Origin of the sequence: Sphingosinicella microcystinivorans (genome assembly GCF_003634215.1) — a bacterium.
GTDB lineage: Bacteria > Pseudomonadota > Alphaproteobacteria > Sphingomonadales > Sphingomonadaceae > Sphingosinicella > Sphingosinicella microcystinivorans.
In genome coordinates, this window is sequence record NZ_RBWX01000009.1 from 434,545 (window position 1) to 456,352 (window position 21,808).

General features: G+C 65.2%; 21 protein-coding genes and 1 tRNA gene. 7 read left to right on the forward strand and 15 right to left on the reverse strand.

The window, feature by feature from the left end; translation table 11 throughout:
* The first annotated feature begins 31 nt into the window (after positions 1 to 31).
* The 7 genes from DFR51_RS14470 to DFR51_RS14500 all read left to right on the forward strand — a co-directional run bounded on the left by DFR51_RS14470 (position 32) and on the right by DFR51_RS14500 (position 7,504).
* Positions 32 to 1,276 (forward strand): sarcosine oxidase subunit beta family protein, encoded by a 1,245-nt coding sequence (locus DFR51_RS14470; protein WP_121052383.1) that lies wholly within the window; start codon positions 32 to 34, stop codon positions 1,274 to 1,276.
* Between the two features lie 7 nt (positions 1,277 to 1,283).
* Entirely contained in the window at positions 1,284 to 1,571 is a 288-nt protein-coding gene (locus DFR51_RS14475) for a sarcosine oxidase subunit delta (RefSeq protein ID WP_121052385.1), read from the forward strand.
* Positions 1,568 to 4,450, forward strand: a complete 2,883-nt coding sequence (locus DFR51_RS14480; protein ID WP_121052387.1) for a 2Fe-2S iron-sulfur cluster-binding protein — start codon at positions 1,568 to 1,570, stop codon at positions 4,448 to 4,450. The genes DFR51_RS14475 and DFR51_RS14480 overlap by 4 nt, the downstream gene beginning before the upstream one ends.
* Positions 4,443 to 4,955, forward strand: coding sequence for a sarcosine oxidase subunit gamma (locus DFR51_RS14485; RefSeq protein ID WP_160119299.1), 513 nt, complete (start codon positions 4,443 to 4,445; stop codon positions 4,953 to 4,955). Before DFR51_RS14480 ends, DFR51_RS14485 begins: the two co-directional genes overlap by 8 nt.
* Positions 4,952 to 5,812 carry a formyltetrahydrofolate deformylase gene (gene purU, locus DFR51_RS14490; protein ID WP_121052391.1) on the forward strand — a complete coding sequence of 287 codons (861 nt, stop codon included), beginning with the start codon at positions 4,952 to 4,954 and terminating at the stop codon, positions 5,810 to 5,812. The genes DFR51_RS14485 and purU overlap by 4 nt, the downstream gene beginning before the upstream one ends.
* 100 nt (positions 5,813 to 5,912) lie before the next feature.
* Positions 5,913 to 6,002, forward strand: a tRNA-Ser gene (locus DFR51_RS14495).
* Between the two features lie 167 nt (positions 6,003 to 6,169).
* On the forward strand, positions 6,170 to 7,504 hold the full coding sequence (locus DFR51_RS14500) for a tyrosine-type recombinase/integrase (RefSeq protein WP_121052393.1): 1,335 nt from the start codon (positions 6,170 to 6,172) through the stop codon (positions 7,502 to 7,504).
* Between the two features lie 10 nt (positions 7,505 to 7,514).
* On the opposite strand, the gene DFR51_RS14505 is transcribed toward DFR51_RS14500, so the two are convergent.
* From DFR51_RS14505 to DFR51_RS14575, 15 genes are all read right to left on the reverse strand, one after another.
* Entirely contained in the window at positions 7,515 to 7,736 is a 222-nt protein-coding gene (locus tag DFR51_RS14505; protein WP_121052395.1) for a helix-turn-helix transcriptional regulator, read from the reverse strand.
* Positions 7,733 to 7,966 carry a DUF2274 domain-containing protein gene (locus DFR51_RS14510; protein WP_121052397.1) on the reverse strand — a complete coding sequence of 78 codons (234 nt, stop codon included), beginning with the start codon at positions 7,964 to 7,966 and terminating at the stop codon, positions 7,733 to 7,735. Before DFR51_RS14510 ends, DFR51_RS14505 begins: the two co-directional genes overlap by 4 nt.
* Positions 7,959 to 9,224, reverse strand: coding sequence for a TraB/TrbI/VirB10 family type IV secretion system protein (locus DFR51_RS14515; protein ID WP_338068328.1), 1,266 nt, complete (start codon positions 9,222 to 9,224; stop codon positions 7,959 to 7,961). The genes DFR51_RS14510 and DFR51_RS14515 overlap by 8 nt, the downstream gene beginning before the upstream one ends.
* A complete protein-coding gene (gene trbG, locus DFR51_RS14520; RefSeq protein WP_121052399.1) occupies positions 9,221 to 10,048 on the reverse strand; it encodes a P-type conjugative transfer protein TrbG in 828 nt (275 codons plus the stop codon). The genes DFR51_RS14515 and trbG overlap by 4 nt, the downstream gene beginning before the upstream one ends.
* The gene (trbF, locus tag DFR51_RS14525) at positions 10,045 to 10,857 is read right to left on the reverse strand and encodes a conjugal transfer protein TrbF (RefSeq protein WP_121052401.1); all 813 of its coding nucleotides are present in this window, start codon (positions 10,855 to 10,857) and stop codon (positions 10,045 to 10,047) included. The genes trbG and trbF overlap by 4 nt, the downstream gene beginning before the upstream one ends.
* A gap of 3 nt (positions 10,858 to 10,860) precedes the next feature.
* Complete coding sequence (gene trbL / locus DFR51_RS14530; protein WP_121052403.1) at positions 10,861 to 12,156, reverse strand: P-type conjugative transfer protein TrbL; 1,296 nt, start codon at positions 12,154 to 12,156, stop codon at positions 10,861 to 10,863.
* A 123-nt stretch (positions 12,157 to 12,279) separates the two neighbouring features.
* Complete coding sequence (gene trbJ / locus DFR51_RS14535; RefSeq protein WP_121052405.1) at positions 12,280 to 13,014, reverse strand: P-type conjugative transfer protein TrbJ; 735 nt, start codon at positions 13,012 to 13,014, stop codon at positions 12,280 to 12,282.
* 11 nt (positions 13,015 to 13,025) lie between these two features.
* Entirely contained in the window at positions 13,026 to 15,467 is a 2,442-nt protein-coding gene (trbE, locus tag DFR51_RS14540) for a conjugal transfer protein TrbE (RefSeq protein ID WP_121052407.1), read from the reverse strand.
* Positions 15,461 to 15,691, reverse strand: a complete 231-nt coding sequence (locus DFR51_RS14545) for a VirB3 family type IV secretion system protein (protein ID WP_121052551.1) — start codon at positions 15,689 to 15,691, stop codon at positions 15,461 to 15,463. Before DFR51_RS14545 ends, trbE begins: the two co-directional genes overlap by 7 nt.
* 38 nt (positions 15,692 to 15,729) lie before the next feature.
* Entirely contained in the window at positions 15,730 to 16,065 is a 336-nt protein-coding gene (locus tag DFR51_RS14550) for a TrbC/VirB2 family type IV secretion system protein (RefSeq protein ID WP_121052409.1), read from the reverse strand.
* Positions 16,034 to 17,053, reverse strand: a complete 1,020-nt coding sequence (trbB, locus tag DFR51_RS14555; protein WP_121052411.1) for a P-type conjugative transfer ATPase TrbB — start codon at positions 17,051 to 17,053, stop codon at positions 16,034 to 16,036. Before trbB ends, DFR51_RS14550 begins: the two co-directional genes overlap by 32 nt.
* The gene (locus DFR51_RS14560) at positions 17,050 to 17,475 is read right to left on the reverse strand and encodes a CopG family transcriptional regulator (protein WP_121052413.1); all 426 of its coding nucleotides are present in this window, start codon (positions 17,473 to 17,475) and stop codon (positions 17,050 to 17,052) included. Before DFR51_RS14560 ends, trbB begins: the two co-directional genes overlap by 4 nt.
* Positions 17,475 to 19,502 (reverse strand): conjugal transfer protein TraG, encoded by a 2,028-nt coding sequence (locus DFR51_RS14565; protein ID WP_121052415.1) that lies wholly within the window; start codon positions 19,500 to 19,502, stop codon positions 17,475 to 17,477. The genes DFR51_RS14560 and DFR51_RS14565 overlap by 1 nt, the downstream gene beginning before the upstream one ends.
* Before the next feature lie 531 nt (positions 19,503 to 20,033).
* Entirely contained in the window at positions 20,034 to 21,248 is a 1,215-nt protein-coding gene (locus DFR51_RS14570) for an NnrS family protein (protein ID WP_121052417.1), read from the reverse strand.
* Positions 21,245 to 21,763 (reverse strand): hypothetical protein, encoded by a 519-nt coding sequence (locus tag DFR51_RS14575; RefSeq protein WP_243445473.1) that lies wholly within the window; start codon positions 21,761 to 21,763, stop codon positions 21,245 to 21,247. Before DFR51_RS14575 ends, DFR51_RS14570 begins: the two co-directional genes overlap by 4 nt.
* Between the last annotated feature and the right edge of the window lie 45 nt (positions 21,764 to 21,808).

Here is a 21,808-nt window from a genome sequence, read left to right on the forward strand (position 1 = left end):
GGATGAGAAGCAGGCGGGGAGCAACGGGCAGATGACACGATATTCGGCGTGGTCGCTGCTGCGCGCAGGCCTCTCCGGGCAGCGGACGTGGACGCCCGCCTGGCGCGACGCGAAACCCAAGAAGCGCTACCAGGCCGTCATCATCGGCGGCGGCGGCCATGGCCTCGCGACGGCGTATTATCTCGCCAGCAAACACGGCCTGCGCGACATCGCGGTGCTGGAGCGCGGCTGGATCGGCGGGGGCAACACGGGCCGCAACACCACCGTGATCCGCTCCAACTATTTCTTCCCGGAAAGCACGCGCTTTTACGATTTCTCGCTGTCGCTCTACGAAGGCCTGTCCCGCGAACTCAATTACAACGTCATGTTCTCGCGGCGCGGCATGTGGAGCTTCGCGCACGACCGCCACGGGATCGAGATGCTGCGCCGCTCGGTGAATGCCATGCGGCTGAACGGGGCCGACGCCGAGTATCACGAAGGCGAAGAGGTGTTTCGGCGCATCCCGGGCCTCAGCCGCTCCGGCCGCTTCCCGATCCTCGCCGGTTTGCTGCAGCCGCGCGGCGGCACGGCGCGCCATGATGCGGTCGCATGGGGCTATGCCCGCGCAGCCGATGCGCTTGGCGTCGATATCATCCAGAACTGCGATGTCACCGGCTTCGACATTCGCGAAGGCCGCATCAGGGGCGTCGAGACGTCGCTCGGCGATATCGCCGTGGATCGCGTCGGCCTTGCCGTCGCCGGACACAGCAGCGTGATGGCGGCGCGCGCGGGCTTCCGCCTGCCGATCGTGTCCTATGCGCTGCAGGCGTTCGTGTCGGAACCCATGAAACCGGTGCTCGATACCGTCGTGCTCGCCCCCTCCACCGGCACCTACCTCAGCCAGTCCGACAAGGGCGAGATCGTGGTGGGAAGCGCGCTCGATCTGTTCCCGTCCTATGCCCAGCGCGGCAGCCTCCCCGTGCTCGAACAGACGGCGGCGGGTCTCATAGACCTGTTCCCGCACTTCTCGCGTGTCCGGCTGCTCCGGCAGTGGGCAGGCATCGTCGATGTCGTTCAGGATTCGACACCCATCCTCGGTGAAAGCCCGGTGAAGGGCCTGTACCTCAATTGCGGATGGGGCACCGGCGGCTTCAAGGCGATTCCCGGCGGGGGCTTCTGTTTTGCCCACAATATCGCCACCGGCGAGGCGCACCCGCTTGTCGCCGCCTTCTCACTCGACCGTTTCCGGACCGGCGCGCTGATCGATGAAGCCGCTGCCTCCGGCATTGCGCATTGAGGCTTCCATGCTGCTGATCGATTGTCCCTGGTGTGGCGCGCGCGCCGAAAACGAATTCCGCTGCGGCGGCGAAAGCCCGATCGTTCGCCCCGCCGAACCGGCCGCGACCGACGATACGGCGTGGGCGGACTACATGTTTTTCCGCGACAACGTGAAAGGCATCGGCTTCGAACGCTGGCACCACCGCTACGGCTGCGGCCTCTGGTTCAACATCGCGCGCGATACCGTCTCGCATCGTATCCTCGCCGTTTACGGCATGACCGATCCGCGCCCGACGCTGGAGAACGAGGCATGAGCGGCTATCGGCTCGGCCACGGCGGCGACATAGACCGCACACGGCCCATCACCTTCCAATGGGAAGGCAGAAACTATTCGGGCTTCGCAGGCGATACACTCGCCTCCGCGCTGCTCGCGAGCGGCGTGCGCATGATGGGGCGCAGTTTCAAATACCACCGCCCGCGCGGTCTCATCGCGGCGGGGCTCGACGAGCCGAACGCGATCGTCCAGCTCGAACAGGGCGCGCAGACGATCCCGAACCTCAAGGCGCCCTATATAGACCTTTACGATGGGCTGAGCGCCAACCCGGTGAATGCGTGGCCCAGCCTCGGCTTCGATCTGCTCGCGGTGAACGGCCTCGTGAAGCGCTTCATCCCGGCGGCATTCTACTACAAGACCTTCATGTGGCCAGACTGGCTGCTGTTCGAGCCCTCGATTCGCAAGGCGGCGGGCCTCGGCACGTCGCCGACGCTCCCCGATCCGGATGTTTACACGCAGACCTCGGCGCATACCGATGTTCTCGTCGTGGGCGGCGGTATCGCCGGGCTTTCGGCAGCGCTGCAGGCGGCGCAGACCGGAAAATCCGTGATGCTGGTGACGGGCGGCGCGCATTGGGGCGGCAGGCTTGCCGCAACCAGCGACACGATCGAAGGCAAGCCCGCGCGCGTCTGGATCGAAGATACGCTGCAAACGCTCGCCGCGATGCCCAACATCACGCTGATGGCGCGGACGCTTGCCACGGGACACTACGACCACGGCATGGTCGCGCTGTGCGAACGCCTGACCGACCACCTGCCGCTGGAGCAACGCAGCGGCCCGCGCCAGCGGCTGTGGCGGGTTCGCACCGATGAACTGATCCTTGCAACCGGCGCGATCGAACGCCCGCTCGTATTCCGGGGCAACGACCGCCCCGGCGTGATGCTCGCAGGCGCGGCGCGCGCCTATCTGCATCGCTACGGCGTCGTCGCCGGGCGGCGGATTGTGGTTGCAACCAACAACGACAGCGCATGGCAGGCGGCTTTCGATCTGGCCGACGCGGGCGCGCATCTGGTTGCCATCGTCGATGCACGCAATGCGCCGCCCACTGTGCTGATCGAACGCGCGCAGAGCCTCGGCATCCCGGTCCATAGCGGCACGGCCCCGGCCGCCGCGCTCGGCGGACGGGCGCTGCGCGGCGTGCGGATCGGGCGCGTATCAGAGGGCGGACATATCGGAGGCGCCACGCAGAAGCTTCGCTGCGACACGCTGCTCGTTTCGGGCGGCTGGAATCCCGCCGTGCACCTGCATTCGCACGGCGCGGGCCGATTGGCGCTCGATGCCAATCTTCACAGCTTCACGCCCATCGCCGCGGCGGGACATCGAAGCGTCGGCGGCGCAGCGGGCGATTTCGCACCCCCCTCCCCGATCCCAGCGCTGTGGTCGATCTCCGAAAGCGGCGCGCCCGATCCCGAGGCGTGGGTCGATTTCCAGAACGACGTGACCGCCGGAGACGTGGCGCTCGCCGCGCGCGAGAACTTCCGCTCTGTCGAGCATCTAAAGCGCTACACGACGCTCGGCATGGCCTCCGATCAGGGCAAGACCTCGAACGTAAACGGCATCGGCATCCTCAGCACAGTGCTGGACAAGCCGATGCAGGCGATCGGCACCACGAAGTTCCGGCCGCCCTACGATCCGACACCGTTCGGCGTGTTCGCCGGGCACCGCGTCGGCGAAGGCCTGCGCCCGCGCCGCCGGCTCGCGCTCCACGACTGGCACACCGAACACGGCGCGGCGCTGGACGAATACGGCGGATGGATGCGTCCCGCCGCCTACCCGCGCTCCAGCGAGGGCGAGGAAACGGCCGTCCGCCGCGAGGTTCTGGCCGTGCGCAGCAGCGTCGGCCTGTTCGAAGCCTCCCCGCTCGGCAAGGTCGAGGTGAAAGGCCCCGACGCCGCTGCGTTCCTCGATCGTATGTACGTGAACACGATCAGCACGCTGAAACCCGGCCGTTGCCGATACGCGATCATGCTGACCGAGAACGGCACGGTGTTCGACGACGGCGTCGTCACGCGGTTGGCGGACGACCACTTCCTTGGCGGCACAACGAGCGGCCACGCAGCGGCCGTGGCGGAAGCCTTCCGCGAATGGCTGCAATGCGAATGGATCACGATGCAGGTGCTCGTCGAGGATGTTACCACCTGCTGGGCGGTCGCGAACATCGCCGGGCCGAAGGCGCGCGACGTGCTCTCCGCGCTTGAACCGGACATGGATATCTCCAGCACGGCCTTCCCGCATATGAGCGCGCGCACGGGGCATGTCTGCAGCCTCCCCGCACGCATCGCCCGCGTCAGCTTCACGGGCGAACTCTCCTACGAAATCGCCGTGCCGTGGCGCGATGCCGGGAGGCTCTGGACAGCGCTGGTCGAAGCCGGAGCCCCTCACGGCATGACCCCGTTCGGCGTCGAAGCGCTGATGACAATGCGCATCGAGAAGGGCTTCCTGCACGTCGGCTCCGATACCGATGGGACCACGCTCCCGCAGGACATCGGTTTTGGCGGCATCATGCAAAAGAAGAAGCAGGATTTCGTCGGCCGCCGATCGGCACTCCGCCCTGACGGGATGAGGGACGACCGGCGCAGTCTCGTGGGTCTTGAGATCACGGACGGCAAGAGCGTCCCGCTCGCCACCGGCGCGCACGTACTTCCGGCGACGGCTGCCGGCGAGCAGCCAAGCCAGGGCTGGGTCACGTCGAGCACATGGTCGCCGACACTCAATGCGCCGCTTGCGTTCGCCCTGATCGAACGCGGGCAGGAGCGGATGGGCGAAACCGTGCGCGTCTGGGACCTCGGCACGTGGCGCGAGGCGCGCATCACCGGCCTCTGCCGCTATGACCCCGAAGGAGCCCGGCTCGATGCCTGAACCCCTGATGCCGGATTGGTGCCGCATCGATGCGGACCTCGCCGTCGCCAAGATCCAGATCACCGGGGCGGAAGGCGCCCCGCAGCAGCTCGCCTCGGCGCTCGGTCTCGGCGCACCCGCTCCGAACCGCTTCACCAGCAACGGCGACATCGCGCTTTCCGCGGTCGCGCCCGGCGAATGGCTGCTCACAGGCACGTCGGACGGCGTTGCCGCCGCGCTGACCCGCGCGGAAGCCGCGCTTCCCAATGAAACCGTCCTCGCGATCGACCTGACGCACGGGCGCCTCTCGCTGCGCCTGGAAGGGCCTGCGGGCCGCGACTGGCTTGCGGCCTTCACGCCCCTTGACCTTCGCCCCGAGCACCTCCCGACCGGCGCGGCCATCCGCACCCGCTTCGGCGACATCGGCATGTTCATCGCACGCACGGGCGATGCGCCTGCGTTCCTGCTCATCGCTGATCAGAGCTACGCCGGATACATCCTGCACCTCATCGGAAATCCTTCATGACCGAACCCAACCGAACCCGCTGCGTCCTGCGCTTCCGCAGTCCCGATCGCCCCGGCATCCTCGCGGGCCTGGCCCCGCTTCTCACCAGCAATGGCTGGGACATCCGCGAAGCCGCCATCTACGGCGACCCGGACACGGCCACCTTCTTCGCGCGCATGGAGCTGGCGAGCGACAGCGCCCGCACCGCAGACCTCGCGCAGCACATCGCCCCCGCCGTCGCGGCACTCGGGCTCGATTGGGAAGTCCACGACATCGCCCAGCCGATGCCCGTCCTCATCGCCGTCTCGAAGTTCAACCACTGCCTCGTCGATCTCCTTCACAAGGTCGAGATCGGCGCCCTGCCCATACGCATCGTCTGTGTCGTCTCGAATCACGAGCAGGAGCGCAAACGCGTCGAGTGGCACGGCATCCCTTACCACCACTTCCCCGTCGACCGCTCGGACAAGGCCGCACAGGAACGGCGCTTCCTCGAGATCATCGAAGAGAGCGGCGCCGAACTCACGGTGCTCGCGCGCTACATGCAAATCCTCTCGGACGACTTCGCAGGCCAACTTGAAGGCCGCTGCATCAACATACACCACAGCTTCCTGCCGAGCTTCAAGGGCGCGAAGCCCTACCACCAGGCCAAGGCACGCGGCGTGAAGCTGATCGGCGCCACCGCCCACTACGTAACTGCCGACCTCGACGAAGGCCCCATCATCGAGCAGGACGTCCGCCGCGTGAGCCATGCTACGACCGCCGAGGAAATGGTCGCCATCGGCCGTGAAGTCGAAGCTTCCGTGCTATCCCGCGCCGTCCGCTGGCACGCCGAACACCGTATTCTCGGCAACGGCAACCAGACAGTGGTGCTGAACTGACAAAACCGACGATTGCGGGCTTGGCAAGACCCCGACACCTCGCCTATATGCCCGCTTTCGTCGATCAGGCGCCTGCCCCAAGCAAGGCGCCACCAGGTGCGGAGAGGTGCCAGAGTGGTCGATTGGGACGGTCTCGAAAACCGTTGTGCGGGCAACCGTACCGTGGGTTCGAATCCCACCCTCTCCGCCAGACCCCCTTCCGTAGCACGCCGTAGCAGTCCACCAGGGTTGCGAATTTTCCTCTGAAATCGAACACTTAGCGAGTCGATCGAACCGTAGCCGTTCGCACGCCTCCGACCCGGAGCGTGGTACGCAACGTGGTACGGGCGCGAGGAAAACGTGGTACGGAGGTAGACCATGCTCAGTGACGCAAAACTGCGGGCGGCAAAGCCGCGCGCGAACGCGTACAAGCTCACCGACAGCAATCGACTTTATCTTCTCGTCACGCCTTCGGGTGGGAAGCTCTGGCGCTGGAGCTACCAGTACGGCGGCAAGCAAAAAACGATGGCGCTCGGCGCCTACCCCGTGGTCAGCCTGCTCGAAGCCCGCGAGAGGCGGGATGATGCACGCGCCATCCTTTCCCAGGGGAAAGATCCTGTCATCGCCAAGAAGCTCCTGATTCACGAGAATCTGGCGGCTGCCCAAAACACGTTCGAGCGTATCGCCAGAAAGTGGCATGACGTCACCAAGGCCCAGTGGGCCCGCGTGCATGCTGACGACGTTCTCCGCAGTCTGGAGCGGGATGTCTTCCCCGCCCTTGGCCCGCTCCCTGTCTCAGAAATATCCGCGCCGCTCGTCCTTGACGTCTTGCGCACGATCGAGGACCGGGGCGCTCTGGAAACGGCGAAACGCGTACGGCAACGCATTTCCGCCGCCTTCGTCTATGCGATCGCCCAGGGATTTGCGCAGCATGATCCGTCGGAACGGCTCGGCGTTGTCCTGAAACCGCTCAGGAAAGGCCGCCAGCCGGCCATTACCGACCTTGCCGAGCTACAGCGCATGCTCAATGCCGCGGAAGAGGACCACGCGCGCCCGATCACGCGCCTCGCCCTGCGTTTTATTGCACTCACGGCCGTTCGTCCGAACGAGATCAGAGGCGCCCGCTGGATCGAGTTTGAAGACCTGGACGGAAGGAACCCGCTCTGGCGGATTCCCGCGTCTCGTATGAAAGGTGGTCAGGACAGAAAGGAAGAAATCGGCGGCGATCACCTCGTGCCGCTGGCACATCAGTCGGTAGCCGTTCTGAGCGCAATATGGCCATTGACCGGTACGGGCCCGCTTGTGTTCCCAAGTTCCCGCCATGCGCACCACCCGATGAGCGAGAATGCCATCGGCTATTTGCTCAACCGCGCCGGTTATCACGGACGCCACGTGCCTCACGGATTTCGTGCAGCCTTCTCGACCATCATGAACGAGTGGGCAGAGCAACACGGCAAGGAACATGATCGCAAGATCATCGATCTCATGCTGGCGCATGTTCCCAAGGAAAAGGTTGAGTCCGCGTATAATCGGGCCGCCTATCTGCCGAGACGACGGGAATTGGCGCAAATCTGGGCTGACATGCTCACAGTACATCTTCCTCCACCGACCGTTCTCCTGGAGCGTCCTGCACGGGACATGGGAGCCTATTCACGCAGGCGGATTCCCGACCCCGTCCCTGGCGATTTCCGGTTTCCGCTCTTAACCCGGTAATCCAAAACCGTCAGGCGCGTCGTTTCTTGCCCTCAAACCCATCTTTCACGAGCCCGATCCAGGCAATGATTTCCTGCTCACTCCAACGGGCTGCAGCGGGGGTGAGCTTGTAAGGCGCCGGAAACCTGCCCTGACCAATCAAATTGTAGATCATCGTCTTCCCGAGTCCGACCCTGCGGCTTACCTCTTTGAGCCGCAGGAGTCGGTCGGACTGAGCATTCAACTCCGTCATGACGTGTGTGTTCTTACCAGCCCAGCGCGGGTTCGATTGAATGCCCGGTCCTTCGACAAGAAATGCATCAACATTTGAGGAATGAGTTCAGTGACGGGCTCATCAACGCCATAAGCATTTCGATATACTGCCGCATAATCGTCCAGCGTCTGCCGTAACTCCGGAGTGACGGCGATCGTAATTTTGACGGGTGTCCGGTCGGGCAGCTTCGGAAGCGCAAGATCAGCCATGAACGCCTCCCTTCCATTCCCGCAGTATCAGATCCTTGTGAAGGACCACACGGAGCGGCCAGCCTGGCCGCACGCGCAAGGTCGGCTGCACGTCGAGACTGTGCCGGACAAGCTCGTCCCCTGCCCGGCTTCCTACCTGCTGCGTGGACTCGCGGATCGCGCGCACGAGATCGCTCTCTCCGCTGCCCCAGCCGAGTTCCGTTCCGACCCCGAGCAGCGTCGAGAGCGCGACACCCTTCAGGAGCTGCCACGTATGCCGGTCGATCCGGTCGGATAGCCCAGCGTAACCCTCAGTATCGGTGGCAGGAACATTGTCGATCCGGATCGAGGATCCGTCGGGAAGGATGATGCGCTGCCATACGAGAAGCACGCGGCTCTGACCGAACGCAACGACGCTGTCGTAACTGCCGATCAATCTCGATCCCTGCGGTATCAGCAACGTCCGCCCGGTCGCGCTATCATAGACGTTCTCCGTCACCTGCGCCGTCACAAGACCCGGAAGGTCAGAGTTCAGGCCGGTGATCAGGCTCGCCGATATGATGCTGCCGGCATGGAGCGTCCAGGGCGAGGCCGGTTGCACCAATCTGTGCGGGTTGATGTCGTCGCCATTGTCCGAACGCCCGACAAGCGCGTCCTTGCGCTGCTGACCACTAGGATCGCCACGGGCAGGATCGGGCGCCGGAATGCCATCTTCTGGACTCACTGCGCCGCCGTCCGGTGTTCCCGCCAGGCTGAGCGCAGTCACGCCCGTCGGAGATGCACGCGCAAGCTGCAGCATCACGCTCGACGTCCGCGCCGCGCGCTCCTCGGCCGCCAGGCGTTGACGCTCGGCCTCCGCCTCCTGCGCCGCGGCTCTTGCGGCCTCGTCGATCGTTTCCTGAGAGGACATTTCCAGCTCACGCCGCCGATTGAGAATGGGCCGCCCAAGATCGCCCAGCAGCGGCTCACCAAGCTGCGGCACTTCGCCGTAGCTTGTGGGGGCACCCGCGAGCGCATCGGGGGGCGGATTTGCCATGAACTCGGGCCGCTCCCGCTCCGCGGGGAGCTCGAACGACCGCGGTTTGAGCGCAAACCACGCCACACTGGCGAGCGCCGTTGAACCAGCGGCAGCAACAGCGATAACCACGCCGCGCCGAAACCGCGTCACGCGGACGGGGCCTGCACGCATGACCAAAGCCTCGGGATCAGCCTTCGCCGGGGCAGTCTTGGTTGGCGTAGCCTCGCCCGAAGCCGCCTCAGCAGTATCCTCCTTGGTCACGACGCCCTCCGGTCTTTACGGCGCCCGGGTTCGGCGCGGGTGATGCGCACGATCTGCTGCGCCTTCTCGCCCAGACGGAGTTCGGCCGCTCCGAAGAGCCGATCGACGATATAATAGCGCCCAGCGACACGGTAGTTGACGAGCTGTGCCTCACCCTCAGGTCCGAGAATGAACAAAGGCGGCGCCTCGCCGACGGCGATGTCGGGCGGAAACGCGATGAACGTCTGCCGCCCATCGTCGAACGCGCGGATCGGCCGCCATGCCGGTTTGTCGCCTGTGATGACATAATCGAAGTTGAGATTTTCGACCGCGACGCCTGCAGCTGCGGGCTTTGCCGCTTCCGCCGACTCCGCCTTGCGCGTGAGCGCGAGGAGAGCATCGGCGGGATAGGTCCAGCTGATCGCCGCCATGCTGGTCGCGGCGGTGCTCAGAAGCTGCAGACGGTAGACGCGCCGATCGGTGGCAATGACGAGATTGGTGGAGAGGCCAGCACTGAACGGCTTCACCAGAATGTGCGCGCGCTTCACCTCGCCGCTGCCGCTCGTGGTATCGCCCACGGTCCAGCGCACCGTATCGCCGGCGGCTACGGACGTGATGGATTCTCCGGGTTGCAACGCGATGTCGCTGACGCGCTCCGGCGCGGCGTAGAGCCGGTAGAGCGCGCCTTCGGTGTACGGATAGACCTGCACGGCATCGACGTATCCGGCACGCGACGGTTCGCGGAGCGCCGCCTGGTTCGCCGCCGCGACGTGGGCGGCGGGCGCAGCGGCAGCGGACATTGCGGCAACCGTCAGGCTCGCCGACATGAGGAGAATCGGGATCATCGGGCGTTCCTTTCATTTGGCAGGGCCTCAAGGCCGAGATCGGCATCGCGCTGGATAACGTTTTCGGTGAGATCAGCGCGCTCCGAGTCCCTCGCGTGCGACGCCGAAGAACGCGCATGTGACGCAGCATCGAGCTCGCGGCTCCAGTCGATCGCCTCGACGTAAAGACCGAGCGGGTTCTTGCGCAGCACATCGGCGGAGCGCGGCGTCTGAATCCTGACCGTGACCATCGCCGTCCACTGCGAGATTTCGGTGAGGGCGCCGCGCTCATATTCGTTCTCGGTCCAATTGACGCGGAAGCTGTCGCCGGATGCACGGACGATGCTGGTCACCTGCACCGACACGGTACGGCGTCCGACCTCGGCGAACGGATTGTCGGCGCGGGCATATTCGCCGAGAAAACGCGAAGCGCCTTCGCCCGCGAAGTCGTACGCCGAGAGCCAGTTCTCGCGCATCAGCACCGGATCGAGCGACCGGCTGCGCACGTTGCCGATGAAACGCCCGAGGTGCCAGGCGATCTGGGGATCGGTTGGGCTATAGTCTGTTTCCGCCGGGACGACGCTGCGCGCCGCGCCGAGCCCGTCCACCTCGACCACATAGGGCACGACACGGCTCTGCAGCGATTGCCAGATGAGCGCGGCGGACAGGCCAAAGCTGAGAAACAGTCCACCGAACGCCATCCATCGCCAGTTTCGGGCTTGCACGCGCGCGGCGCCGATCCGGTCGTCCCAGAGCTGCCCCGCCCTCTGATACGGCGACTCCGGCTCGGGTGTCTTTCCGTAGCGCTCAACAGCACGTCTGAATCGCATGGCTCAGTCCTTTTCCTTGATGTCCGGCGCGATCCCGCCGCCGCCGCGATCGCCGTCTCGAATCGCGTGGATCGCCATCTGGCGGCGGTGACGGGCAGACTGCGCGCTCTGAAGCTGCTGCGCCCAGGCCGGCATCGGCTCGGCGGATTGAGGCGTTGCCGGCGGACGCGACAGGCCCGCGCCGGCCTGCCAGGCAGCCTTTCTGCCTCCGTCGACGGCGGCCCTCAGCCCGAGCGCCTTATCCGCGCCCTGCAGCGCCGCGCCTTTGAGGGCCGTGCCGACACCGCCGAGACCCGCGCGCACCGTGTCCGCGCCCGAGGTCTCCTGGCCCAGCTTGTAAGCGGTGTGCCCGGCCGCGCCCATTGACGTGCCTGCGCGGACGGCGCCGAGGCCGGCACTTGCCAACCCGCGCGTTGCTGCCGCCGCGCCCGCGCCGCCCGCTGCAAGTCCGCCGGCGGCGAGCGCCGTCGTGGTGATCGCGGACCCCGCGCCAAGCTGGGGGGCGCCTGCAACGAGGCCCGAGGCGATGCCGGGGCCGAAGATCGCAAGGCCGAACATCGCAAGGCTCGCGAGCATCAACGACATCGCCTGCTCGATGTTGACCGTATCGCCGGTGAGCGCGCCTGTGAACTCGGCAAAATAGCCTGAACCGATGCCGACAATGACGGCGAGCACCATCACCTTGATGCCCGAGCTCACGACCTGGCCGAGCATGCGCTCGGCGAGGAACGCCGTGCGGTTCCAGAGTGCGAACGGCACGAGGATGAAGCCCGCAAGGCTCGTCAGCTTGAACTCGAGGATGGTGACAAAGAGCTGGATCGCGAGGATGAAGAAGGCGGCGATGACGATGATCCAGGCGATCATCAGCACCGCGATCTCGACGAAGTTCTCGAAGAACGCGACCGGCCCAACGAGGTCTGCGGCCTGCGCAAGGAGCGGCGCCGCGGCTTCAAAGCCGGTTCCGGCAAGGCGTCCGGGGCGCAGAAGGTCGTCCGCTGTGATCGCCCCGCCGCCCGCAGTGAGCCCGAGGCCCGCGAACGAGCGGAAGATGATGTCGGATAGCGCGGAGAAGCTGTTGATGATGAGCGCGAAGACGCCGACGTAGAGGATCTTGGCGAGGAATTTCCCGATGACATTGTCTTCGCCGCCCAGAGCCCAGAACACACCTGCAAGCGTGATGTCGATACCGATCAGGATCGAGGTCAGGAATCCGACATCGCCGCCGAGCAGCCCGAAGCCGCTGTCGATGTAGAGGATGAACGCCTCCAGGAATCCATCAATGACGTTCAGATCATCCACGTCTGCAAATCTCCTGGTGTCGCGGGGGCCGGCATCGTGACAGCGGGCACATCTGCCGAGCCCCGCGACGGGACCAGGGCGGGCCGGGGGAGCTGGGGGAGCAGCCCTGCCCTGGTCCCAAGCTCAATCGCGCGGCGTGTACGCTTTGCCGTCGCCGAGGAAACGGCGCGTGGATTCGCGCGCCTCGCGCGCGATCTGCCCGGCGCGCGCCTTCTCGATCGCCTGGCCGCGATACTCCGCGGCCATCATCTGCTGGATCTGCAGCTGCTGCTTAGCGGCGAGCGTGAGGAGCTGGTTGGTCGCCTGGGCGACCTGCAACGCGCCTTCGGCGCCCTGGCTTTGCGCCGCGATCTCGCCAAGCGCTTCGGTGTCGCGTTTCACATTGTCGGCAATGCGGTTCTGGAGCTCCATCGTCTGCCGGAACGCCGCCATAGCGCTGTCGAGTTGGTCGCGCGCGCGGGCAGCGCGCTGGTCGCGGCGGAACACGCCACCGAACTCTTCCGGAAACAGTTCGCGGTAGCGCTCGTCCAAGCGATCGATCCGGAAATCGATACCCCGCGCCTCGCCCATCAGCCGGTCGATGTCCGTGAGCCGTTCGCGGAGCGCATCGAGCTGCGGGAAATCGATCCGTGAGAGGTTCTTGCCCTGGTTCAGAAGCATCTTCGCTTCATTCTGCAGCGACAGGATCTGATTGTTGATCTGGCTGAGCGTGCGCGCGGCGATGAGCAGATTCTGGGCATAGTTGGTGCTGTCGAAGACGGGGATCGCATAAGCGGGCGCCATCGGGACTGCGGCCCAGACGATCGTCGCCGCCGCGAGCGATGCAGACAAAGCAGCGCGGACAACAGTGCATTTCATGACGGTCTCCTTCAGGGTCTCGTTTCCGTGAATTCAGCAAGCAGGTCGGCGGCCCAGCCGAGGCCGGACGCGCGCAGAAAGTGCGCGGCAAAGTCGTGGGAGCCGTGCTCGGCAAGCACGGCGTCGATGCGCTTCTGACTTTCAGGGTCGGACGCGCCGCAGACCGCGAGCGCGATCGGCCCCAGGCCAAGTTCAAACAGCCGGTTGCCGCGCGCCGATTGCAGACAATATTGCCGCTTGGGCACGGCGCGGCTGACGAGTTCGATTTGGCGCCCGTTGAGCCCGAACCGGGCATAGGCGGCCTGGGATTGCGGCTCGATCGCGCGGTCGTTCGGCAGGAAAATGCGCTGCGGACAGCTCTCGATGATCGCAGGCGCGATTGTCGATTCCGCAATGTCGGCAAGCGACTGCGTTGCGAAGACGACGCTGACATTCTTTTTCCTGAGCACCTTCAGCCACTCGCGGATGCGCGCGGCGAACACGGGATGGTCGAGGAACACCCAGGCTTCGTCGAGAATGAGCAGCGTCGGCCGCCCCGTGAACCGGTCTTCGAGCCGGTGGAACAGATAGGTCAGCACCGGCGCGACCACGCCCGCCCGTCCCATCAAGGCTTCCGTCTCGAAGCACTGCACGTCGGCGACGCGCAAATCGTCTTCGGCGGCGTCGAGCAGACAGCCGAACGGCCCCTCCAATGTGTAGGGCGCGAGCGCTGATCTCAGCGCTGCCAACTGGAGCAGGAGCGACAGGCCGGTGAGCGTGCGTTCCTCGACGGGCGCGGCGGCGAGATTGGTGAGCGCCGACCAGACCGCTTCTTTCACCTCGGGGGTAATGAGCACTTTTTCGTGCGCGAGCAGCGCGCCGATCCATTCGGCGGCCCACGCGCGCTCGTCGGCGCGATCGATGTGACGAAGCGGCTGGAACGCTATGGCGCAGCCGCCCTCGCCATCTTCGCCGCTACGTCCGAGCGCATGATGCGCGCCGCCGCAAGCCAGCACTGCAGCACGGGCAGAACAGCCTTTGTCGAAGATGTAGATTTGAGCATCGGGATAACGCCGGAACTGCAGCGCCAGCAGCGCAAGCAACACCGACTTGCCGGCACCCGTCGGCCCGACGATGAGCATATGGCCGACGTCGCTGACATGCGTACTCAGCCGGAACGGTGTCGAGCCGCTGGTCTCGGCATAAAGCAGCGGCGGGCCGTCGAGGTGCGCATTGCGCGAAGGCCCAGCCCAGACCGACGACAGCGGCATCAGATGCGCAAGGTTGAGCGTGTGGACGAGCGGCTGGCGGACATTGGCGTAAACCTGCCCCGGCAGCGATCCGAGCCAGGCCTCGACCGCGTTCACGGTTTCCCGGATCGTCGTGAAACCAAGGCCATTAATGATGCGCTCCGCCGCGCGGACCTTTTCCTCGACGCGGGTGCGGTCAATATCTGCAACCGTGATCGTCGTGGTCAGAAAGCCGAAGCTGACATGATCCGCCCCGAGCGCCTGCAGTGCGAGGTCGGCATCCGCCACTTTGTTGTCGGCGTCGCTGTCGAGTAGTTGCGCAGGCTGATTGTAGAGCACCTCGCGCAGCAGCGCCGTGACCGACTTCCTCTTGTTGAACCACTGGCGGCGCAGCCGGGTCAGCACTTTTGTCGCTTCCGTTTTGTCGAGCGCGATGAAGCGCGTCACCCAGCGATAGCCGAACGCCTCGTGGTTGAGCGCGTCGAGGATCGCCGGACGGCTGAGGTTCGGAAAACCGAGGATGGTGAGCGTCCGCAGATGCTCAGCTCCAAGCATCGGCTCGAGCCCGCCAGTGAGCGACGTATCGGCGAGGAGCCCATCGAGATACATTGGCGTCTCGGGTACAGCGACGACATGGCGGCGCGCGGAAATGGTGCCGTGCAGGTAAGTCAGCGTCTCGCTGTCGTCGAGTGATCGCACCTCGGGCATGAAACCGGAGAACAGGTCCAGCGCGCGGGTCGTCTCGGCGATGAAGTTGGCGACCGCCCGTCGCCAGTCGCGGCCTTGTTGCGGGTCGCCGTGCTCGATCAGCGCGCGGCCCGCCGTGTCCGCCTGATCGGGCGGCGGCAGGAAGGTGAGCGTCAGGTAATAACGGCTCTCAAAATGCGCGCCCGTAGTTTCGAACGCGGCGCGCCGTTCCTCATCGACGAGCCAGGACGCGGCTTCCGGAAATTCGCTCGTCGGATAGCCCATTGCCTCGCGCCGCTCGGCCTCGATATGGAGCGCCCAGCCCGAGCCGAAGCGCTTCAGCACATTGTTCGCGCGCGCGCAGGCGGCGACGAGTTCGGCCTCGGTCGCGCTTTCAAGGTCAGGGCCGCGGAAGCGCAGCGTGCGCTGAAAGCTGCCGTCCTTGTTCAGCACGACGCCCGGCGCGACGAGCGCCGCCCACGGCAGATGATCGGCAAGCCGGTCCGCGCGGCGGCGATACTCGTGGAGCATCAGCATGAGAGATGGCCTTTCTGGCGGAGATGCCGCACCAGCACGGGCATGAAATCTGGGTCGCGCTTCGCCGCGAAGACGGCAAGCGTGTGACCTACGGCCCACAGCACGAGCCCCGAGATCCACTGCTGAAGCCCGAGGCCGAGCGCGGCAGCCACAGTGCCGTTCACAATCGCAACGGCACGCGGCGCACCGCCAAGAAGGATCGGCTCGACGAGCGCGCGGTGCATCGGCGCTTGGAAGCCTTCGATATGGGCGCCGGTCGCGGTCACGAGATGAGCGCCCCGCCGCCGAAACTGAAGAAGCTGAGGAAGAAGGACGATGCGGCAAAGGCGATCGACAGGCCGAAGACGATCTGGATGAGACGCCGGAAGCCGCCCGCCGTCTCGCCGAACGCGAGCGTCAGCCCGGTGACAATAATGATGATCACCGCGACGATCTTCGCAACCGGGCCCTGAACCGATTCCAGCACCTGCTGCAAGGGTTCTTCCCACGGCATGCCGGAGCCGGCAGCCTCGGCACCGGTCGCAACGAAAAGACCGAGAGCTGCGATGCCGAGGACGAACAGAAGCTTAGAGTAGTCTCGCGTGCGAAGCGTGCGCATGTCGGTCTCCTTGCAGGTCAGGCAGAAAGTCGATGAGGTCGATGAGGCGGAAGCCGCCGTCCGGTCCAATGCCGTCGACGCGTGCCGCGCGCGAGACGCGGCGTCCTCGACCACGCCCGGAAATAAACACGACCATGTCGATCGCGTCGACGATGAGGCGCCGCGGCACGGTGACGACCGCCTCCGCTATCAACTGCTCGATCCGGTCAAGCGCGGCGGACGCGCTGTTCGCATGGACCGTCGCGATACCGCCCGGGTGGCCCGTGTTCCAGGCTTTCAGCATGTCGAGGGCTTCCCTGCCCCGCACCTCGCCGACGATGATGCGATCGGGGCGGAGGCGGAGTGTAGAGCGCACGAGATCGGCCATCGTCACCGTGCCGGCTTTGGTCCGGAGCGCGACCACGTCGGGCGCGGCGCATTGCAGCTCGCGCGTATCCTCTATGAGGATGACGCGCTCGTTGAGGTGAGCCATTTCGGCGAGAAGCGCATTGGCAAGCGTCGTCTTGCCCGACGAGGTGCCGCCCGCGACGAGAATATTCTTGCGTTCGACGACGGCGAGGCTCAGCAGCCGCGCCGTCTCGGCGGACATGATGCCGTCCTTCACGTAGTCGGAAAGTGTGTAGATCTTCTCGGCGGGCTTCCGGATCGAGAAGCAGGGCGCGACGGTGACCGGCGGGAGTACGCCCTCGAAGCGTTCGCCCGCGCCTTCGCCGCGGGGCGGGAGTTCCGCCGAGACAATCGGCGACAGCGCGTGAACCTCGGCGCGCGCGTGCGAAGCGACAAGGCGGATGATGCGCTCGACCTGTGCCGGCTCGAGCCGCACGCCTGTGTCCATCCGCCCCTCGCCCAGCCGGTCGACCCAAAGTGTGCCGTCCGGGTTCACCATGACTTCCTGTGTCAGCGGGTCGGCGAGCGCTGCCGCGATCGTCGGCCCCATCGCGCTCCGCAGCATTGCGTGCTTGCGCCCTTCGGCGATGGCCTCGTTCATGACTTGCCGCCTCCGATCGAAGACGTCCCAAGCGTGCGCCGGCCACTCGCCATCGCCTCGCCGACGCGGGTGACGAAGGCATTGAAGCGGTCACGGCCGACCGCACGCGACGCCTCATCGGCATCAGGGAGCGGCGCCTGCACCATCAGTTCGTAGCGCACGAACAGGGCAAGGCTTTCGAGCAGCACCTGACCGTCGCGTTCGATCCGCCCGAGTGCCATCGACATGCGGTCGAGCCGTCCGCTAAACCGGTGCTCGAGTTCGCTGACGGCCTCGCGGCTCAGCCAGGCGGTGAGCGCGTCGGTGAGGATTGCCGACTTGGACGCGCCGGGCTCGGCGGCGAGCGCTTCGAAACGGTGACTGAGGTCTTCCGGCAGGAAAAGCTGGTAGCGCACGCGCGGCGGTTTGCGGATCCTGCCCATCAGAATTTCGGCAGCGGCTTGGAATCGCGGGACTGGTTGATCGCATGCGCGCGGATGACCGCGTCGCGCGCGCGCGCTTGGTCGATTGCGCGCTTGTCGATTGCCGGGTCGGCATCGTCCTTCTCAAAGCCAAGCGCATCGACCGGCTTTGCAGGATCAAGCGATTTGGTCGTCTCCTCAATCCCCGGATGCCGCTGGTGCTCCAGCCCGTCATGATTGTCCGGCTTTGCATCCTCGTCGGCGACCTCAAGACGTGCGTCGGGTGTGCGGACAAGACCGGTCCAGTCGTCAGCGCGTGGTTTCGGGTGGTCGCGCGCGGCGCCCTCCACAATGACGGGCGGCGGCAGCACGCGGCGCTTGAAATTGCGATCTTCAAAGTAGCGCAGCTTCTTCGCACGGATCGGCGCGAGCCCCGCGAGCATGATGAGTTCATCGCTCGGCGGCAGCTGCAACACCTCGCCCTGCGTCAAGAGCGGCCGCGCGGTCTCCTGGCGGCTGACCATGACATGCGCGAGCCAGGGGGCGAGCCTGTGCCCGGCATAGTTGCGCATGGCGCGCTGTTCAGTCGCCTGTCCCAGCGCATCCGAAACACGGCGCGCCGTGCGTTCGTCGTTGGCCGCGAAACTCACGCGGACGTGGCAATTGTCGAGAATGGAGTTGTTCTCGCCGTACGCCTTCTCGATCTGGTTGAGGCTCTGCGCGATGAGGAAGGCGCGGACCCCGTAGCCGGCCATGAAGGCAAGGCTCGTCTCGAAGAAATCGAGCCGTCCGAGTGCCGGAAACTCGTCGAGCATCATGAGAAGCTTGTGCCTGCCGCTCGCCTCAGCGCGTTCGACGTCGAGCCTCTCGGTGAGGCGGCGTCCGATCTGGTTGAGGATCAGGCGGACAAGCGGCTTTGTCCGCGAAATATCGGACGGCGGGATGACGATGTAGAGCGACACGGGATGATCGGCCTCAACGAGATCGGCGATGCGCCAGTCGCAACGGGACGTGACGGCGGCAACCGTCGGGTCGCGGTAGAGCCCCAGGAACGACATGGCGGTCGAGAGCACGCCCGAGCGCTCGTTGTCCGATTTGTTCAGAACCTCGCGCGCGGCGGAAGCGACAACGGGATGGACTTGCGGTGCTTCTTTTGTGCCGAGGTGATTGGTGGACATCATGCGCTTCAGCGTCGCGACGAACGTGCGCTGCGGATCGGAGAGGAACGTCGCCACGCGGGCGAGCGTCTTTTCCTCTTCGGCGTAGAGGATATGGAGGATCGCGCCGACGAGAAGACTGTGGCTGGTTTTCTCCCAATGGTTGCGGCGTTCGAGCGCGCCTTCCGGATCGACGAGGATATCAGCGATGTTCTGGACGTCGCGGACTTCATACTCGCCCCGCCGCACCTCAAGGAGCGGATTGTATCTGGCGGATGCAGCGTCCGTCGGATTGAAGAGAAGCGCGTGGCTGAAGCGGGCGCGCCAGCCTGCTGTGAGCTGCCAATTCTCACCCTTGATATCATGAATGACCGCGCTCCCCGGCCAGCTGAGCAGCGTCGGGATGACAAGACCGATCCCTTTGCCGCTTCGTGTCGGCGCGAACGCCATGACGTGCTCGGGGCCGTCGTGGCGGAGATAGCGTCCGCGCAGGCGCCCAAGAAACACGCCTGCATCCCTGAACAGGCCGGCGCGCTCGATCTCTCGGCGTGTTGCCCAGCGTGCCGAGCCGTAGGTGGTGACCTGGGCGCCCTGACGCGCACGCCAAAGAGAGCCCGCGATCGCCGCGCCGCAGCCGAGGAAGCCGCTCGCTGCCGCGATCGTGCCGGCCTTGTCAAAGATATGGGGCGCGTAGGCTTCAAAGTGGAACCACCATGGGAAGATGGCCCAGGGTTTGTAGATTGGCGTTCCTGCGAGAATGAACCAGGTATCTCCAAGCTGCGGCTGGTAGCCGAGCGCCGCCGCGCACCACTGCGTCGCCGCCCAAACGCCGGCGATGACGATCGCGAAGACGACGAAAATCTGGCCGATCAGAAGCTTGGTGGGGGTCACGGGAAGGCTCCGACGGGAATGCAATGGTCCGACCGGAGAAGACTCGCACGGGCTTGCTCGGGAGCGTTATGGCCTCTCCGCCGTCCCGAACGGCATTTTCACCGCCACATCGCGGAAGAAGCTCGTTAATCGAAATCTTTGGATGCCTCTCGTGCAAATGTCCCTGCCGAATCACGGTTCGCAAGACGGCAGGACATCCAGTGTCAGGGCCAATGCGTGCCCTCCTGCACGGGTTTCCTACTCCATGGACTCCCAGCAATGATCGCCGATCATACGCTGCTGACTCCCTGCGCGAACTCGTTCCATCTCAAGGGAGGTGAGCCCAATCCCATCGCGTTGGCACTGACGAGGTCGCCCGCTAGACAAAGTCACATGTAAAAAGATCAGGATCGAAGGCTGCTTCCTGGAGTTCAAGCAATGGCGGCGCATCGCTGTCCACTATGACAAACCTCGCTGCGATCTTACCCGCTTTCCTAGTTCTCACTGGCATCCTGCTATGGCTCAAATTGTTAATGGTCCAAAGTCGAGCGTTCATCCTGATCGGCCATCCTTTCGTGGACCGAGATAGATGGCGCCCCCCCGCAGCGCCCAGGGGAGCGCGCCTAGCGCCAGCAGCAGGGCAGCGATCAGCAGTAGCAAGGGATGCTCGAAGCTAAGAGCCGCCCCGAGCCGTGCCAGCGCCGCCGTCTGCACTGCTCCAAAGGCAAGCCATGCCACCGCAGGCATGGTCAGCGGTCGTCCGCTATGCCCCTGGGTGACGCGCGTCACCATCGCCACGAGCAGACTTGCGCCCATGCCGAGCAGCAGGGCGTGAATGGCGGCGATAGGAGGGACAGGAGCCACGGTGGCCAGCGCGGCAAGGAGGAAGCTGACGGGCGCCCAGGCAAAGCCCCACAGAAGCACCATCAGCAACCCCGGCACAGGCCTGCGCGGAGTCCAGCGCCACAGCATCATCAGCAACAGCAGCGTCATCGCTGCGGCTATCAGCCCGCGCAGCGGTGAACCACAATGGGTCGCCACGATGTCTGCCAGCAGCAGCGGCCAGAACAAACCAAGCAGCCAATAGGGGCGCCAACTGACGTAGCCGGCCACCACATTGTCGGCGAAAAAGGGGATCATGCGGTGGCAGACGGTGACGAAGATGGCGGCGGTCAACCCATGCGTGCCGAGCAGGATCGAAGCCGCTCGGCCGGGTGCCCACTCACCGGCGGTAAAGACGAGCAACAGCGCGAGGCCGGCAAGCGCGAGCAGCCAGCCCGCCAAAGCCGAAAGGCCGTGCCAGTGCGGCTTGCGGGTGGACTTGCAATGCGCCAGCAGCACGCTGGCGAGCAGCACGGCGCCGATGCCCCATCCAGCCAGCATCAGCGCCAGCGCGGCATTGAGTAATGCCAATTGGTCGCTCCACAGTGCCGCGGCGAGGAGCAGGCTGCCGAGCATCATCGGGATGGCAGCGGGTAGAAAGCGCCGGGATGGCAGGTCGTCCAACCCCATCCAGCGCGGAAAGACGGTTGCAAGAAAGCCGAGGATAAACGGCATGAACAGCGCATAGACAGTCACCGGTCCATGCAGTGTCGCGTGGAGCGCATCGTCCTGTGGGAGACCAAGCGGAAACCAGTGCGCGTCCGCCAGCCGCGCCAGCCACCACAGCGGCAGCATCAAGAGATTGAACACGCCGGTCAGGAACGGCAGGCGATGGGGTGCGGCGCCAAGCAGGCGGAAGGGGCTTCCCTTTGCGGCGTGGTTCATTGTGCCCAGCCATGCGATCCCGCGACGGCGCCCGCTATGGTCACGAAGCCGGCCAGCGACAGCACGACATGCACGATCTGCAGCCGGCGGTGCCAACGCCCTTCGGGATCGCCTCCCCGTAGCAGAGGATGGATGACCAGCGGTTCGAGTACGAACAGGATCAGAACGAACACTAGCCAGACAAGCAGCATCGCCCACATCCACCAATAGGCCGGATCAGCAAAGCGCCACCACAGGTCCATTCGCCCGACGAGCCAGAAACCGCTGCCCCCTGTGAGCAGCACCCAAAAACCCGCTTGCGGAGCAAATCGTCCCTCGATCCGGTGAAAGGCACTGATACGGCGCTCGGGCGGCTCGGCCTGGCGAATAGCAGGCAACACCACCAACGTGACAAACCATACGCCGCCAAACCAGGCCACCACACCGATCACATGCACAGCACGCGATATAAGCAAGTCATCCATGGTACCGATCTCCAAGCGAACGAAATACTCGCTAAAGTTGATATCAATCATTGCTATTGATTTATATCAATTAAAGCCGCAATGGCCGGGCGCAAA

Excerpts from the sequence above, each read along its gene's own strand:
- DFR51_RS14470 (WP_121052383.1), top strand. The coding sequence starts at position 32 with ATGACACGATATTCGGCGTGGTCGCTGCTGCGCGCAGGCCTCTCCGGG.
- DFR51_RS14475 (WP_121052385.1), top strand. The coding sequence starts at position 1,284 with ATGCTGCTGATCGATTGTCCCTGGTGTGGCGCGCGCGCCGAAAACGAA.
- DFR51_RS14480 (WP_121052387.1), top strand. The coding sequence starts at position 1,568 with ATGAGCGGCTATCGGCTCGGCCACGGCGGCGACATAGACCGCACACGG.
- DFR51_RS14485 (WP_160119299.1), top strand. The coding sequence starts at position 4,443 with ATGCCTGAACCCCTGATGCCGGATTGGTGCCGCATCGATGCGGACCTC.
- purU (WP_121052391.1), top strand. The coding sequence starts at position 4,952 with ATGACCGAACCCAACCGAACCCGCTGCGTCCTGCGCTTCCGCAGTCCC.
- DFR51_RS14500 (WP_121052393.1), top strand. The coding sequence starts at position 6,170 with ATGCTCAGTGACGCAAAACTGCGGGCGGCAAAGCCGCGCGCGAACGCG.
- DFR51_RS14505 (WP_121052395.1), bottom strand. The coding sequence starts at position 7,736 with ATGACGGAGTTGAATGCTCAGTCCGACCGACTCCTGCGGCTCAAAGAG.
- DFR51_RS14510 (WP_121052397.1), bottom strand. The coding sequence starts at position 7,966 with ATGGCTGATCTTGCGCTTCCGAAGCTGCCCGACCGGACACCCGTCAAA.
- trbG (WP_121052399.1), bottom strand. The coding sequence starts at position 10,048 with ATGATCCCGATTCTCCTCATGTCGGCGAGCCTGACGGTTGCCGCAATG.
- trbF (WP_121052401.1), bottom strand. The coding sequence starts at position 10,857 with ATGCGATTCAGACGTGCTGTTGAGCGCTACGGAAAGACACCCGAGCCG.
- trbJ (WP_121052405.1), bottom strand. The coding sequence starts at position 13,014 with ATGAAATGCACTGTTGTCCGCGCTGCTTTGTCTGCATCGCTCGCGGCG.
- trbE (WP_121052407.1), bottom strand. The coding sequence starts at position 15,467 with ATGCTGATGCTCCACGAGTATCGCCGCCGCGCGGACCGGCTTGCCGAT.
- DFR51_RS14545 (WP_121052551.1), bottom strand. The coding sequence starts at position 15,691 with ATGCACCGCGCGCTCGTCGAGCCGATCCTTCTTGGCGGTGCGCCGCGT.
- DFR51_RS14550 (WP_121052409.1), bottom strand. The coding sequence starts at position 16,065 with ATGCGCACGCTTCGCACGCGAGACTACTCTAAGCTTCTGTTCGTCCTC.
- trbB (WP_121052411.1), bottom strand. The coding sequence starts at position 17,053 with ATGAACGAGGCCATCGCCGAAGGGCGCAAGCACGCAATGCTGCGGAGC.
- DFR51_RS14560 (WP_121052413.1), bottom strand. The coding sequence starts at position 17,475 with ATGGGCAGGATCCGCAAACCGCCGCGCGTGCGCTACCAGCTTTTCCTG.
- DFR51_RS14570 (WP_121052417.1), bottom strand. The coding sequence starts at position 21,248 with ATGAACCACGCCGCAAAGGGAAGCCCCTTCCGCCTGCTTGGCGCCGCA.
- DFR51_RS14575 (WP_243445473.1), bottom strand. The coding sequence starts at position 21,763 with ATGATTGATATCAACTTTAGCGAGTATTTCGTTCGCTTGGAGATCGGT.